The sequence below is a fragment of the Catenulispora sp. GAS73 genome, assembly GCF_041262085.1.
In the GTDB taxonomy this organism is placed as follows: domain Bacteria; phylum Actinomycetota; class Actinomycetes; order Streptomycetales; family Catenulisporaceae; genus Catenulispora.
The window spans coordinates 111857-125793 of record NZ_JBGCCM010000023.1; the positions used below are offsets into that span (position 1 = coordinate 111857).

Annotated in this window: 12 protein-coding genes and 1 riboswitch; of the genes, 7 read left to right on the forward strand and 5 right to left on the reverse strand. The window is 71.1% G+C overall.

Features of this window, described 5'->3' with window-relative positions; all coding sequences use genetic code 11:
• Positions 1-122: 122 nt before the first annotated feature.
• Both ABH935_RS31240 and ABH935_RS31245 read left to right on the forward strand, forming a co-directional pair.
• Positions 123-536, forward strand: coding sequence for a winged helix-turn-helix transcriptional regulator (locus ABH935_RS31240; protein ID WP_370381529.1), 414 nt, complete (start codon positions 123-125; stop codon positions 534-536).
• A 72-nt stretch (positions 537-608) separates the two neighbouring features.
• The gene (locus tag ABH935_RS31245) at positions 609-1739 is read left to right on the forward strand and encodes a DNA polymerase IV (RefSeq protein WP_370381530.1); all 1131 of its coding nucleotides are present in this window, start codon (positions 609-611) and stop codon (positions 1737-1739) included.
• Here ABH935_RS31245 and ligD read toward each other — a convergent pair.
• Together ligD and ABH935_RS31255 are read right to left on the reverse strand one after the other, a co-directional pair.
• Complete coding sequence (gene ligD / locus ABH935_RS31250; protein WP_370381531.1) at positions 1734-2762, reverse strand: non-homologous end-joining DNA ligase; 1029 nt, start codon at positions 2760-2762, stop codon at positions 1734-1736. The genes ABH935_RS31245 and ligD overlap by 6 nt on opposite strands.
• Positions 2759-3874 (reverse strand): ATP-dependent DNA ligase, encoded by a 1116-nt coding sequence (locus tag ABH935_RS31255; protein WP_370381532.1) that lies wholly within the window; start codon positions 3872-3874, stop codon positions 2759-2761. Before ABH935_RS31255 ends, ligD begins: the two co-directional genes overlap by 4 nt.
• 90 nt (positions 3875-3964) lie before the next feature.
• Between ABH935_RS31255 and ABH935_RS31260 the strand changes: the two genes are divergently transcribed.
• From ABH935_RS31260 to ABH935_RS31270, 3 genes are all read left to right on the forward strand, one after another.
• Positions 3965-4438 (forward strand): hypothetical protein, encoded by a 474-nt coding sequence (locus ABH935_RS31260; RefSeq protein WP_370381533.1) that lies wholly within the window; start codon positions 3965-3967, stop codon positions 4436-4438.
• A 182-nt stretch (positions 4439-4620) separates the two neighbouring features.
• Positions 4621-4797, forward strand: a riboswitch (M-box (ykoK) riboswitch).
• Between the two features lie 299 nt (positions 4798-5096).
• The gene (locus ABH935_RS31265) at positions 5097-6743 is read left to right on the forward strand and encodes an NRAMP family divalent metal transporter (RefSeq protein ID WP_370381534.1); all 1647 of its coding nucleotides are present in this window, start codon (positions 5097-5099) and stop codon (positions 6741-6743) included.
• A gap of 28 nt (positions 6744-6771) precedes the next feature.
• The gene (locus ABH935_RS31270) at positions 6772-7515 is read left to right on the forward strand and encodes an MgtC/SapB family protein (RefSeq protein WP_370381535.1); all 744 of its coding nucleotides are present in this window, start codon (positions 6772-6774) and stop codon (positions 7513-7515) included.
• Between the two features lie 96 nt (positions 7516-7611).
• Here ABH935_RS31270 and ABH935_RS31275 read toward each other — a convergent pair whose 3' ends face one another.
• Both ABH935_RS31275 and ABH935_RS31280 read right to left on the reverse strand, forming a co-directional pair.
• Positions 7612-8229: an RraA family protein gene (locus tag ABH935_RS31275; RefSeq protein ID WP_370381536.1), complete on the reverse strand. Its 618-nt coding sequence runs from the start codon at positions 8227-8229 to the stop codon at positions 7612-7614.
• 314 nt (positions 8230-8543) lie between these two features.
• The gene (locus ABH935_RS31280) at positions 8544-8744 is read right to left on the reverse strand and encodes a hypothetical protein (RefSeq protein ID WP_370381537.1); all 201 of its coding nucleotides are present in this window, start codon (positions 8742-8744) and stop codon (positions 8544-8546) included.
• Between the two features lie 239 nt (positions 8745-8983).
• Here ABH935_RS31280 and ABH935_RS31285 point away from each other — a divergent pair, with 239 nt between their 5' ends.
• Positions 8984-9370, forward strand: coding sequence for an ArsR/SmtB family transcription factor (locus ABH935_RS31285; protein WP_370381538.1), 387 nt, complete (start codon positions 8984-8986; stop codon positions 9368-9370).
• Positions 9371-9412: 42 nt separating this feature from the next.
• A complete protein-coding gene (mgtA, locus tag ABH935_RS31290) occupies positions 9413-12454 on the forward strand; it encodes a magnesium-translocating P-type ATPase (protein ID WP_370381539.1) in 3042 nt (1013 codons plus the stop codon).
• 17 nt (positions 12455-12471) lie between these two features.
• On the opposite strand, the gene ABH935_RS31295 is transcribed toward mgtA, so the two are convergent.
• Positions 12472-13935, reverse strand: a complete 1464-nt coding sequence (locus ABH935_RS31295) for a DUF6519 domain-containing protein (protein ID WP_370381540.1) — start codon at positions 13933-13935, stop codon at positions 12472-12474.
• Positions 13936-13937: the final 2 nt, after the last annotated feature.

Here is a 13937-nt window from a genome sequence, read left to right on the forward strand (position 1 = left end):
GCACATTCGAATCACCCGGGCACACGGCGGTAACCATCCGGGTCGGGCCGCCGCGACTCGTCACCGATGTGACCCAGGTCTCATTCGGAATAGCCCGAGGGCTTCGCGGCGTCGTCCCCTTCGTGACGCATGCGAACAGCTGGGCGCTGCCCGCGACCGACACCGACGAGCACGGCCCCTGCGGTGACGACGACTGCGGCATCCGCGACGTCCAGGACCGCCTCGGCGACCGCTGGTCGGTCCTGGTGATCGTGGAACTGGCCAAGGGCGTCCGCCGTTTCGGCGCTCTGAAATCCGCGATCCCCGGCATCTCCCAGCGCATGCTGACCGTCACCACCAAGCGCCTGATCCGCGACGGCCTGGTCGAGCGGACCGTGTACCCCACGATCCCGCCCCAGACCGACTACCGCCTCACCCCGATGGGGGAGAGCTTCGCGCAGGCGGTCGCGGCGCTGGCCGACTGGTCGCGGCAGCACAAGGAGGCGGTCGCGGTGGCGCGGCTGCGCTTCGACCTGGACCACCCCGGCGAGTTGTAGGGGCCGGCGGGCGCCTTCACCAGCGCACTCGCCGACAAGCCGTAGTCGGGCATACCCGGCCATACTGGACCTGTGTCCGCCAGCGACTGGGTGCTGCACGTCGACCTCGACCAGTTCATCGCCGCGGTCGAAGTGGCCCGGCGCCCGGAACTGCGCGGCCGGCCCGTCGTGGTCGGCGGCCACGGCGACCCGACGCGCCGCGGCGTGGTGGCCACCGCCTCCTACGAGGCGCGCGAGTTCGGCGTCCACTCCGGGATGCCGATGCGCACCGCCGCGAAGAAGTGCCCCGACTGCGTCTTCCTGCCCGCCGACCGCGCCGCCTACGAGAAGGTCTCCGAGCGCGTGATGGCCACGCTGCGCGAGTTCCCGGTCGTGGTCGAGGTGATGGGCTGGGACGAGGCGTTCGTCGGCGCGCGCACCGACGACCCCGAGGCGCTGGCCGCCGACATCCGCGAGGCCGTGCTCGGCGAGACCGGACTGTCCTGCTCGGTGGGCATCGGCGACAACAAGCTGCGCGCCAAGACCGCCACCGGCTTCGCCAAACCGGCCGGCGTCTACCGGCTGACCAGGGAGAACTGGGCCGCGGTCATGAGCGAGCGCGCCACCGACGCACTGTGGGGCATCGGCTCGCGCACCGCCAAGAAGCTCGCCGAGATGGGCCTGCACACCGTCGCCGACCTGGCCCGGGCCGATCGCGCCACGCTCGCCGACCACTTCGGGCCGAAGATGGGGCCCTACTTCTGGCTGCTGGCGCAGGGCGCCGGCGACACCGAGGTGACCGGCACGCCGCACGTCGCCAAGGGCCGCAGCCGCGAGGTCACGTTCCAGCAGAACATCGCCGACGCGGGGGAGCTGGCCGGGCAGGTGCGGCAGCTGGCCCGGCACGTCGCCGAGGACGTCGTGGCGGAGGAGCGGCCGGCGGCGCGCGTCGGGCTGAAGATCAGGTACGCGCCGTTCATCACCAAGACGCGGAGCATCACCCTGCCCGCTCCGACGGCGGACGCGGAGGAGATCGAGCGTGCCGCGCTGGAGGTGTTCGCGCTGCTGGAACTGGATCGGCCGGTGCGGCTGCTCGGGGTGCGGGTGGAGTTCCCGGATGTCGAGCCGGAGCCGGAGCCAAAGCCAGAGCCAGAGCCGGAGTTAAGACCGGAGTTAAACACAGAAGCTGAAACCGTTACGGATACACAGTCTTCGCCCTCATGAGGCGTCGTCAGGGTCCGGTTCCGTGTGCTTGGCCCGGCTCGGCGCCACCCGCGGCGGCTCGTTCGGCTGCTTCGGATACACCGGCGGCCACGGCGCGTCCATCAGCCCGTTCGCCATGTCCTGCCGCGACATGTCCAGCAGTGGCTCCAACGACTGCGGCCGCGCGTTGTACTCGGCCCACGGATCGCCGCGCTCGGCGACCCGGGCCGGTACCGTGGCGATGGTCAGCTCGTCGGGGACGACCGTCATCAGCTCGTCCCAGAAGATCGGCGTCGACACCTGCGCACCGACGCGCGGCCGGACACACCACGCGCCGAACACCGTCTTGTGCGGCGCGTTCTGGTTGAAGTCCACAAACACCCGCGCACCCCGCTCCTCCTTCCACCACTGGGCCGTGATCTGCTCCGGATACCGGCGCTCCATCTCGCGGGCCAGGGCGACGGCGGCCGCGCGGACCTCGTAGCCGTCCCAGCGGTGCTGGAGGCTGACGTAGATGTGCAGGCCGCGCGAGCCGGAGGTCTTCACGTACGCCTCGATGCCCAGCTCGGCCAGCAGCTCCCGGGTCAGCACCGCGGCGTGCCGGACCTCGGGGTAGCCGACGCCGGGGGAGGGGTCCAGGTCGATGCGCAGCTCGTCGGTGACGTCGGGGTCGGAGGCGCGGATCGGCCAGACGTGGAAGCCCAGACAGCCCAGATTCACGCCCCACACGATGTGCGCCATGTTCGCCGCGACCAGCGCGTCGCTGGTGGTGCCGTTGGGCGTGGAGACCTCCATGGTGGTCAGCCACGGCGGCGCGGTCTTCGGGACCCGCTTCTGGAACCACGACTTGCCGCCGGCGCCGTCCGGGTAGCGCTCCAGGAGCAGGGGTCGGTCCTTCAGCGTGTTCATGATGGGGCCGGAGACGGCCAGGTAGTACTGGACGAGATCCATCTTGGTCTCGCCGCGCTTGCTGAAGTAGACCTTCTCCGGATGGGACACCGTGACCTCGGTGTCGTCGATGTCGAGGACGGTCTCCTTGCTCATTCCGCGGCCTCCGCGGCTGCCCGATCGCCGAACACCTCGGCCAGTTCGGCCGGCGCGACCTGTTCGAGCTGGGCGTACGTGCACGACTCCGGCGTGCGGTCCGGGCGGAAGCGGACCAGGCGGCCGCCGTGCCGGAAGCGTCCGGAGAGCAGGTGCTCGTAGCGGACCTCGGCGACCAGCTCCGGCCGCAGCGGCTCCCAGGCCAGGTCCTTGTCGGCGGACCAGCGGCTGCGGGCGCCCGGCATGCGGCTGCCGGACTGCTGTTCGGCCTCGGCCCAGCCGCGCCAGGGGTGGCCGTCCAGGGCGTTCTCGCGCAGCGGCGCCAGCTCGCCGACCAACTCGCGGCGGCGGGCCGCGGTGAAGCTGCTGGCGACGCCGACGTGGTGCAGGACGCCTTCGTCGTCGAACAGGCCCAGGAGCAGGGAGCCGACGCCTTCGCCGTCCTTGTGCCAGCGGAAGCCCGCGACGACGCAGTCCGCGGTGCGCTCGTGCTTCACCTTGACCATGACGCGCTTGTTCTGCTCGTACGGCAGGTCCAGGGGCTTGACCATGACACCGTCGAATCCGGCGCCCTCGAAGCGCGTGAACCAGTCCTGCGCGACGTCGGGGTCTTCGGTGAGCGGCGTCAGGATCACGCGGCTGTTGCTCGGCTGTTCTCCTGTGTTCCGGAAGGCGTCGAGCGTGTCGACCAGCGCCCGCCGGCGCTCGCTGAACGGCTCGCCGCTCAGGTCGCGGTCCCCGAGTGCCAGCAGATCGAACGCGACGAAGCTGGCTGGCGTCTCCGCCGCGAGTTTGCGGACCCGGGAGGCGGCGGGATGCAGGCGGTTCTGGAGCGTGTCGAAGTCCAGGCCGTCGCCGGTGACCACGACGATCTCGCCGTCCACCACGCAGCGCTCGGGCAAGGCCGCGAGCAGCAGCTCGACCAGCTCCGGGAAGTACCTGGTCAGCGGCCGATCGTTGCGGGAGCCCAGCTCCACCTCGGCACCGTCACGGAACACGACGCACCGGAACCCGTCCCACTTCGGCTCGTACGCCAACCCCGCCGCGCGCGGCACATCCCTCGCAGCGGTGGCGAGCATCGGCCGCACCGGCGGCATGACCGGGAGATCCACGTTCCGACCGTAAAGCGAAGATCTGCCCCCGGCACTCCGACCGTGGCGAACGGGCGGCGGCGAACGGGCGGCGCGGCCTACGATCAGCCGATGGACAGCGACAAGCTGCAGGACTTTTACGCCGAGAGTGCACACCGCTGGGAGGTCGCCAAGCGCGAGTTCCAGGAGCGCACCCACGGCTGGCACTTCGCCCTCGCCCCGGAGGCACACCAGTGGGCCCAGGCGCACGCCGACAGCAACCGCTGGCAGTACGGCGGCTCAGCCCTGGTCGAGCTGGCAGACGCGGCGGGCGTGATCCACAAACCAGAACCGGGCCGCATAGCCGGCGCCTACTCCCACCGCGACTCCCGCACCGAGATGACAACAGAGGAGGGCTTCGGCTTCTGGCCGACCGCCGCCGAAGCCCTGGTCGTGCACGCCGGCACCGCGATCCCCCTGGTCGCCCTCGAACCCCCACCCGCCCCCGGCGACGGCGCAGCGGCCCTGGCGCTGCTGCGACTGGTGGTCGACTCGTTCGCAACGGTGAGTGTGTTCAGCGATCCGCCGGGGTCTCGGCGGGGATAACAGCGCCCACTGTCTGGGCGGCAAGACCAGGAGTGCGCTGCTCGCCACGACTGCCCACCAACACTGCCCCGCCCCGCCCGCTGCGCCCCGGCCCGCCCCCGTGCCACGCTCGCCCGGCGTTCGCGCCACATTCGCTCGATTAGGCAAATGAGCAATGGTCCGATAACATTACGTCCGTCAAGAAGGCACCTCGTTAGGTGAGGCGTCTGCACCGGACACAAGCCACTGATCTCACGACGTCGAGAGACGCCCAAGGTCAGGACAGGTCTCCTCGGCTTAAGGGGTGACCCGAAGTGGCTACCGGCCAATGGTCGGGATACGCCGGGCAGTGTCAAAGCTCTTACGAGAGGGAGTGCCTCCGCCGTTTCGTTTCGGGCTCTTTCGTGCTCGGAAGTCGGCGCGTGCTCCCACGGTGATCGCGGTCCAGGTGGATTCCTGGGGCCCCGTCGGGTGGAGGTGAGTGGCGTGGATAGTCCGAGTAGTAGCACCCACCGGCTGCCGGTGACGGCTGGCCGACTGTGCTCCACGTTGCTCTTCGATCCGTCTGACGCGCAGCAGCTCTGACCTCTTAATCACTTGACCGCCCGCCACCGTCGCGGGCTCCTGTCTGCTGCCGTCTCCTGCACGCCCGCCGAGCGGGCTGGGAGGGGTGAACCACATGACCACCGCACTGCTGGAGCGCTCGAACACCGCAGTCCTCGACGACGCGCACGTCGGCGACATCAAGGGTGCGTTCGGCACCATCAAGCTCGGCGACCACGGGGCCCGCCGCGGGCTGTCGACGAAGATGAAGACGCTGCTCGCGATCGTCGGGCCCGGTCTGATCGTGATGATCGGGGACAACGACGCCGGCGCCTTCGCCACCTACGGCCAGGCCGGCCACGACTACGGCACGAAGCTCCTGTGGACGCTCCTGCTGCTCGTGCCCGTCCTGTACGTCAACCAGGAGATGGTCCTCCGCCTCGGCGCCGTCACCGGCGTCGGCCACGCGCGCCTCATCTTCGAGCGCTTCGGCAAGTTCTGGGGCGCCTTCTCCGTCATCGACCTGTTCCTGCTCAATGCCCTGACGCTGGTCACCGAATTCATCGGCATCACCCTGGCCACCGGCTACCTCGGCCTGCCGAAAGTCCCCTCGGTGGTCCTGGCCGCGCTGGTCATCGTCGCCGCGGCCTCGACCGGCTCGTTTCGCCGGTTCGAGCGCCTGGCGCTGATCTTCTGCCTCGGTTCCCTGCTCCTGATCCCGATCTCGCTGATGGCGCACCCGGCCGTCGGCACCATGGCGCACGACTTCGTCCGCCCCTCCTTCCCCGGCGGCGCGGGCGGCATGGCCCCGCTGATGCTGCTGATCATCGGCATCGTCGGTACCACCGTCGCGCCCTGGCAGCTGTTCTTCCAGCAGAGCTACGTCATCGACAAGCGCATCACCCCGCGCTTCATGAAGTACGAGAAGGCCGACCTGTGGCTCGGCATCGTGGTCGTGGTGGTCGGCGCGGCGGCGATCATGGGCCTGGGCGCCGTCGCCTTCGCGGCCAAGGGCTCCCCGGACTTCACCGACGCCGGCTCGCTGGCCACGGCGCTGCAGAACTACGGCGGCCGCGCGCTCGGCGACATGTTCGCGGTCGCGCTCCTGGACGCCTCCGTCATCGGCGCCTTCGCCGTCTCGCTGTCCACGGCCTACGCGATCGGCGACGTCTTCAAGATCAACCACTCGCTGCACCGCGGTGTGAAGCAGGCCAAGGGCTTCTACGCGGTCTACGCCGGGGTCATCGGCCTGGCCGCGACCATCGTCCTGACCGCCTCGGCCCACGTCCTCGGCGTGCTCACGACCGGCGTCCAGGCCCTGGCCGGCGTCCTGCTGCCCAGCGCCACAGTCTTCCTGCTCCTGCTGTGCGTCGACAAGGAAGTCCTCGGGCCCTGGGTCAACTCCAAGAAGACCACCCTGTTCACCTCGACCGTCATCGGCATCCTGATCGCGCTGTCCATGGTCCTCACCGCCTCGGTGATCTGGCCGAACATCAGCGCCGGACAGATCGATGAGATCCTCGTCGGCTGCGCGGCCGGCGGCCTGGCCGCCGCCACGTTCATGGGCGTCAAGGCCCTGCGGGCACGGCGCGCGCCGGACTACGTCGCCGAGGTCATCGACCGCTCCGGCCGCGACGAGTGGCGGACGCCGCCGCTGGACCGGCTCGGCCGGCTGACCTTCTCCAGGACCCGCCGCTACTCCATGGGCGCGCTGCGGCTGTACCTGCTGCTCTCGATGGTCATGTGCGTGTGGAAGCTCGTCGAGATGATGCTCGGCCGCTGACCGTCCTTCGCACCATAAGGAGGCGAACATGCAGAACCTGACCACTTGGGAGTTCATCGCGCGGCTGGCGGTCGGGCTCGGATGCGGCGCCGCGATCGGCGTGGAGCGGCAACTGCGGGCCCGGATGGCCGGTCTGCGCACCAACGCGCTGGTGGCCGTGGGCGCGACCCTGTTCGTGCTGTACTCGGACATCAACGGCTCGGCGAACAGCACGCAGGTCGCCGCGTACGTGGTCTCCGGCATCGGGTTCCTCGGCGGTGGCGTGATCCTGCGCGACGGGTTCAACGTCCGCGGCCTGAACACCGCCGCGACGCTGTGGTGCTCGGCCGCCGTCGGGGTCATGGCGGCCTCCGGCCACCTGGCCTTCGCGGCCATCGGCACGGCCACGGTCCTGCTGGTCCACCTGCTCGGCCGCCCGGCCGGGCGGCTGTTCGACCGGGACAACGCGGTCGAGGAGGACGAGGACCTGCAGCCCTTCCGCCTGCACCTGACCTGCAAAGCGAAGTCCGAGGCGCACATCAGGGCACTGCTGGTGGCGGACACCACCGGCGGCCACGTGATCCTGCGCGGCCTGGACACCACCCGGGACGACGGCGCCGACGCCACCCGGCTCACCGCGCACCTGCTGCTGGACGGCGACGCCGCCAGCCGGCTGGAGCAGCTGGTGGGGCGGCTGTCGCTGGAGCCGGGGATCCACGCGGTGCACTGGCACAAGGACGACGCGGACTTCGACGCGCTGACGCGGGGTCCCGGGCCGGATCCGGACGAGTGAGGACGGCGACGGCGACTCGCTGAGGAGAGCGGCCCGTCTCACTGATCCATCGATCAGTGAGACGGGCCGTTGTCTTCAGCAGTTTCAGCGGAGCGATCAGCCCCCGAACCCGCCCTCGGCCAGAATCGCGTCGATCCGAGCCCGGTGCGCACGCTCCCACGCGTCCAGCGTCTCGGCCTCGTCCTTGGCCAGCTTGGCGCGCGCCGCCGCGAACACCTCGTACCGCCGCCCGGCCGGCACCACGACCACGCCGTCCTCGTCCGCGACCACGATGTCCCCGGCGCCGACCGTCACGCCGCCGCACCGCACCGCCACGTTGTGCTCCCCGACGACCGCCTTGGCCCCCGGGATCGGCACCACGCCACGCCCGAACACCGGGAACGCCGCCTCGCGCGCCTCGGCCACGTCGCGGATCACGCCGTCCACGACCAGCCCGGCCACCCCGTGCCGCTGCGCCACCGCCAGCACGTTCCCGCCGGCCACCGCGTACTCCACGTCGCCGCCGGTGTCCACGACGATGACCGAGCCCGGCGCGGCCCGGTAGACGGCCGCGTGCACCATCAGGTTGTCCCCGGGCGGGCACCGGACGGTGAACGCCGGTCCGGCCAGGCGCCCGGGCGTCCCGGTCAGCGACCGGATGCCGAGGTCCATGATGTGCTCGCGGCTCAGCACGTCGGCCAGGGTGGTGGTGGGTACGTCGGCGAAGGTGTCCATGATCCTGTGATCGTAAAGGATGCGGCGGTTCGCCGAGTCGCTCGCCGGCCGGCTCACCGCGGCGGCCGACGACGCCGACTCCGGCCCCGCCGCCCGGCGACCACCGCAGAGCCGACCAGCACGACAACGATCACCAGATATATGACGGCGCCTACGGCAGGGTGCCCATCGGCGGTGTGGGGCAGTGCGGTGAGCATCAGGGTCCTCTTCCTCGCTGGGCACGTACGCCGATAGCCGCTCCGGACCGGACTACACGCCCGATCCGGAGTGGCTGTGGTGCGGGAACACCGCGTGGCACGCGAGAATCACAGCGATCAGCGTGCGCTCCGCCTGGTCACCACCACGATGGACACCAGCACCGGAACGACCGGCGCCAGGCCGGCCAGTTCGGCCAGTTCGGCGGCGCCGATCAGCGCCGGGGCCAGCAGCGGACGCAGGGCGCGGGCCACGGCGGCCAGGTCGACGTCCGCGGCGACGCCGTCGGGGAGGCCGGAGATGGTCAGGGTCAAGGACATGGCGGTACCTCCGTCGGGGTGTCCGTATCAGGGCATGGATGACCGACCCGCGGAGGCGGCGTGGGGAGCGCTAGGCGTCGGTGCGCGGCGGTGGGGTGCCGCTTCGAAGTAGACACCCGGGGCGCTCAAATAGTCAAGCGATTGCGCAAACGTTTGAGTGGATCTCCGGCCGTCGGGCACAATGGACGCTACCGATCCGGGCCCCGGCCCGGTACAGAGCACAGACGCGAGGAGGTGACATGCGCCGCAGACAGGAGTCGCGCACCGAGGACGACGCCGTCCCCGACGACGGGGCGCCGAGTCCCAGGCTCCTTCAGGACGCGGCCGCCACCTTCGGCATGCTGGCCGCGACCACCCGGCTGCACATCGTGTGGCTGCTGGCCCGGGCCGAGCAGGACGTGACGGCGCTGGCCGAAGCGACCGGCAGCAACGTCGCCGCGGTGAGCCAACACCTGGCCAAGCTGAAGCTGGCCGGCCTGGTCAGCGCGCGCCGCGAGGGCCGGCGCCAGGTCTACGTCGTGGACGACCCGCACGTCGTCGCGATCGTCCGGCAGATGCTGGACCACCACGCCGAACTGGCCGACGAGGCGGCGCCCGGGATCCGGAGGTCCGCGAAGACGGCCTAGCCACCGCGCGGTTCCCCGCCGCACGACCGGAAGCGAACCGCCATGACGCTCCTGTCCCCGTTCCGCAGCCCCACCGCGGCCCCCGGCCTGACCCCCGCGCTGACGGACACCTTGGCGGACCGTAGCGCTGAGCTGGCAGCGTGCGGCGGAAAGCCGGTCCTGCAGGTCCTGCGCGGCCTCGACACCGGACTGAGCGGCCTGACAGAAGCCGAGGCCGCCACGCGCCTGGAGCGCGACGGCGAGAACGACCTCAGCCGCCCCGAACGCTCCCCCGCACACGGCCTGGCAACGGCCTTCCGCGCCCCGTTCCTCCTGGTCCTGGCGGTCCTGGACACGGTGTTCGCGCTCAGCGGCGACCTCGGCGGCGTCCTGGCCATCACGGCGATGATCGCCATCGCGGCGCTGATGCGCTTCTGGCAGGAGCAACGGTCGCGCCGCACGGTCGACGCACTACGCGCGCTGGTCCTGACGACCGCGACCGTGGTCCGCCGCGCCGACGACGCCAGCGAGCCGATCGCGCGCGAACTCCCCTTCGACCAACTGGTGGTCGGCGACGTGGTCCGCCTCGGCGCGGGGGACCTGATCCCGGCGGACCTGCGGCTGCTGCGCTCGAAGGACCTGTTCCTGGACCAGGGGCTGCTGTCCGGCGAGTCGATGCCGGTGGAGAAGCACGCGGAGTTGTCGGGGACGGCCGGCGCTGCCGGCGCGGCGGCCGGGCAGACCTTCGGCCGCGCGACTCTGCGCCTGGTTGACACGCACGCCGAGCCCGACAACTTGACCGATGCCGCCCGCGCCAGTGACCAACCCGCCTTGCGCCTGGCCGGCCCGCACGCCCTGCCCGCCGACTCAGCCGGATCTCGTGCCCTTGCCGAGGACCAAGTTTCTGACCGCCCGACCGGCCCGCATGCCTCGCCCGACGCTTCAGCCAGCACTCGGGCGCTTTCCGGCGGCCTCGTTTCCGATGGCCTAGCGGGTTCCCATACGTTGCCCGGCGCTGCACCTGGCGCTTCGGCTGGCATTCGCGCGCTTGCCAGCGGCCTCGTTTCCGATCGCCCGACCGGCCCGCATGCCTCGCCCGATATCGCGACCGCAGCCTCCGACCACCCAGCCCTCTGCCTGGCCGGCACCCACGTCCTCTCCGGCACCGCCACCGCCGTCGTCATCGGCACCGGCGCCCGCACCTACCTCGCCGACCTGGGGCGCGAGCTGGAGCGTGAGCGCCCCGCCAGCGCCTTCGACCGTGGCGTCGCCTCGGTCAGCTGGATGCTGCTGCGCTTCATGCTTGTGCTGGCGCCGCTGGTCTTCGTGGTCAGCGGTGTGGCCTCCGGCAGCTGGCATCGGGCCTTCCTGTTCTCGGTCGCCGTCGCCGTCGGCATCACGCCCGAGATGCTGCCGGTCGTCGTGACCACCACCCTGGCGCGCGGTGCCGTCGCGATGGCTCGGCGCCGCGTCGTCGTCAAGCGGCTCCCCGCGATCCAGGACCTCGGGGCGATGGACGTGCTCTGCGTCGACAAGACCGGCACCCTCACCGAGGGCACGCCCAGCCTCGACCGCTACACCGACGCCTGGGGTCGTGCCGCCGTCGCCGTCCTCGACTACGCCGCCCTCAACAGCCTCTTCCAGGCCGGCTGGCGTAATCCCCTCGACGAGGCCGTCGTCGCGCACGCCGAAGCCCTCGCGCTGCCCGGCCCCGCGTGGGAGAAGGTCGACGAGGTCCCCTTCGACTTCAGTCGCCGTCGCATGAGCGTGGTCGTCGCCGCGACGGACGGCGGCTTCGAGTCCGGCCACCTCATCGTCACCAAGGGCTCCGTCGAGGAAGTCGTTGACTGCTGCACCTCAGTGCTCGATGACGGCCGCGCCGTCCCCCTCGACCCCGACCTGCGCGCACGCGTCGACAAGGTCGCCGCCGCCGACCGCGACGCCGGACTGCGGCTGCTCGCGGTCGCCGTCCGGACATCGGTCGGCCGGCGCGGGTCGTACACCGTCGCCGACGAAGCCGGCCTGACCCTCGTGGGCCTGCTCGGCTTCACCGACCCCGCCAAGGACTCGGCAGTCGCCGCACTCCAAGAACTCGCCGATCGCGGCGTCGAAGTCAAGGTCATCACCGGCGACGAACCCTCCGCCGCGGCCCGCGTCTGCCGCGAGGTCGGCATAGCCCCCGGCACTGTCGTCGACGGCCGCACCCTGGCAGCCCTCGACGACGCCGCCCTGACCGCCCTCGCGGCCCAGACCACCGTCTTCGCCAAGACCGACCCCCTCGCCAAGGCCCGCGTCGTCGAGGCCCTGCGCCGCGCCGGCCACACCGTCGGCTACCTCGGCGACGGCGTCAACGACGCCCCGGCCCTACACGCCGCCGACGTCGGCCTCACCGCCCCGGACGCCACCGACCTGGCCCGCGAGACCGCCGACGTCATCCTCCTGGACAAGGACCTCACCGTCCTGGCCGCCGGCGTCGAGGAGGGCCGCCGCACCTTGGCCAACTCCCTGAAGTACATCCGCGCCGCGACCAGCTCCAACTTCGGCAACGTCCTGTCGGTGACGGCCGCCGCGGCCTTCCTGCCGTTCCTGCCGATGCTCCCGATCCAGCTCCTGGTCCAGAACCTGCTCTACGACCTGTCCCAGCTGGCCCTGCCCTGGGACGCCGTCGACGACGCCGAACTCGCCCGCCCCCGCCGCTGGGACAGCAGAGCCCTGCGACGCTTCGTCGTCCGCGTCGGTCCGCTCAGCTCGCTGTTCGACCTCGCCACCTGGGCGGTCTTGTGGTGGGTGCTAGCCGCCGGCGACTCCCGCGTGTCCCTGTTCCAGACCGGCTGGTTCGTCGAGGGCCTGCTGTCCCAGGTGCTCGCGGTCCACATCATCAGGACCCGAAGACTCCCGTTCGTGTCCTCGCGCGCCAGCCGCCCGGTGCTGTACGCGACCGGCGCGGCGATGCTCGTCGGCCTCGTCCTGCCGTTCAGCATGCTGGCCGGCAGCATGGGGATGACCACGCTGCCGGCCCGGTACTTCGCCTTCCTGGCGCTGATCCTGCTCGGCTACTGCACCCTGCTCCAGGCCGCGAAACTCAAGTTCAGCGGCGCTGAATGAGGGGGCTGAATAGAGCTCTAACTCCCAGAAGCCAACGTCTCCGGCCCGACCGCCAACGGCGCGAACACCATCCGCAGATCAGTGTTCTGACCCTGCTCCCGCCCGCTCAGGTAAGCCAGCGGCGCGTAGTGCCAAACAGGCCCGTCCGGCGCCTCCAGCAACGGATTCCCCGTCGCGTCCGTCGGCCACACCACGTCACCGGTGGCGATCCGCGCCGGCACCGTCCAGTAGTCCCCGGTCCGGTAGCTCCCGCCGGGCTTGAAGTACACCTGGACCCCGTTCTCCAGGTCCAGCCACACCCCCTCCTTGATCTCGATCGCCCCGCCGATCAGCCGCGGCGCCCCACGCCCCGTCGGCGCCGTCTGGTCCCAGCGCCGCAGGTACGGGTGCCGCGTCGGGTCGGTGCCGACGTCGCCGGCCGGCGTCCCCGACAGCAGCACCCGCCGCCCGGGGATGTCGATCTCGTCGACCTGCAACAGCGGCAACGCCCTGCCGTGCGCGACATAGGAGTCGTCGACGACCTCGACCCAGTCTCCGACGTCCAGCGCCAGCTTGTCGTCGCGCCCCAGCGAGTCCAGCGTCACCCACTGGTCGGCCAGCGCGGTGATGCCGAACACCACCGACCCGTTCTCCCGCGACCACACGAACGTCGGCGCCGACAACGCCGAGCGCATCGCCACGCTGCTGCCGGTGTTCGTCTCCGGCAGCTGCCCGCCGTCGTGGATCTCCACGCGGTACAACTGGTTCTCCCGGCCCCGGTAGGCGGCGTCGGGGGAGGACAGGCACGGATCGTTCTCCACCCGAGCCGGCACCTTCGCCCGCGCCGCCAGCGCGTCTCCGGCAGTGGCCTGATTCTCCGCCCACGTCGTGAACGTCGCACGCACCGACTTCGCATCGGTCGCGTCCACCCCGACCTCCGCCGCCGAGGCCGCCAGCACCTGCCACGACACCTTCGTCCGGGCCGCGGTGTCCGGCATCGCGGCCCCCAGCGCGACCTCCCGCATCGACGGATCCTCGACCGCCGCCACCAGCCGCTCGTACATCTTCAGGTACACCACGAACGGGAAGTCCGGCAGCCGGTCGTCCGCGTTCTCCGGATCCCGGAAGGCGTCCGGCTGGTCGTAGTAGCTCCACGCCGGGAGGTCGCTGCCGGTCCGGACCGTGGTGTCGACCACGGCCGTGGCCGGGGTCGGCCGGGTGGCGTCGTTCCGGATCCCGTCCACGTAGTACTCGCCGCGCCCGATCGTCAGGTCCGGCAGGTGGTCGCTGTCGTCGATCTCGAACCCGATCTGGAACCCGAAGTGGTCCCTGGGCCCGCCGTGCTGGCCGATCAGCGCGACGGCCAGCCGCCGCGCCGTGTCCAGGTCGATCTGCAGCTGCTCGTTGGCGTCCGAGTCCAGCTGGACCCGGCCCTGCTGGGCGTAGACCGCCGAGTAGTGCTTGTCCGCGTCGAACGTCAGACGCGAGAAATCTCCGTGCATGG

What these genes read in the sequence shown, in the direction of transcription:
- ligD (WP_370381531.1), bottom strand. Translation starts at nt 2,762, where the DNA reads ATGAGCAAGGAGACCGTCCTCGACATCGACGACACCGAGGTCACGGTG.
- ABH935_RS31260 (WP_370381533.1), top strand. Translation starts at nt 3,965, where the DNA reads ATGGACAGCGACAAGCTGCAGGACTTTTACGCCGAGAGTGCACACCGC.
- ABH935_RS31265 (WP_370381534.1), top strand. Translation starts at nt 5,097, where the DNA reads ATGACCACCGCACTGCTGGAGCGCTCGAACACCGCAGTCCTCGACGAC.
- ABH935_RS31270 (WP_370381535.1), top strand. Translation starts at nt 6,772, where the DNA reads ATGCAGAACCTGACCACTTGGGAGTTCATCGCGCGGCTGGCGGTCGGG.
- ABH935_RS31275 (WP_370381536.1), bottom strand. Translation starts at nt 8,229, where the DNA reads ATGGACACCTTCGCCGACGTACCCACCACCACCCTGGCCGACGTGCTG.
- ABH935_RS31280 (WP_370381537.1), bottom strand. Translation starts at nt 8,744, where the DNA reads ATGTCCTTGACCCTGACCATCTCCGGCCTCCCCGACGGCGTCGCCGCG.
- ABH935_RS31285 (WP_370381538.1), top strand. Translation starts at nt 8,984, where the DNA reads ATGCGCCGCAGACAGGAGTCGCGCACCGAGGACGACGCCGTCCCCGAC.
- mgtA (WP_370381539.1), top strand. Translation starts at nt 9,413, where the DNA reads ATGACGCTCCTGTCCCCGTTCCGCAGCCCCACCGCGGCCCCCGGCCTG.
- ABH935_RS31295 (WP_370381540.1), bottom strand. Translation starts at nt 13,935, where the DNA reads ATGCACGGAGATTTCTCGCGTCTGACGTTCGACGCGGACAAGCACTAC.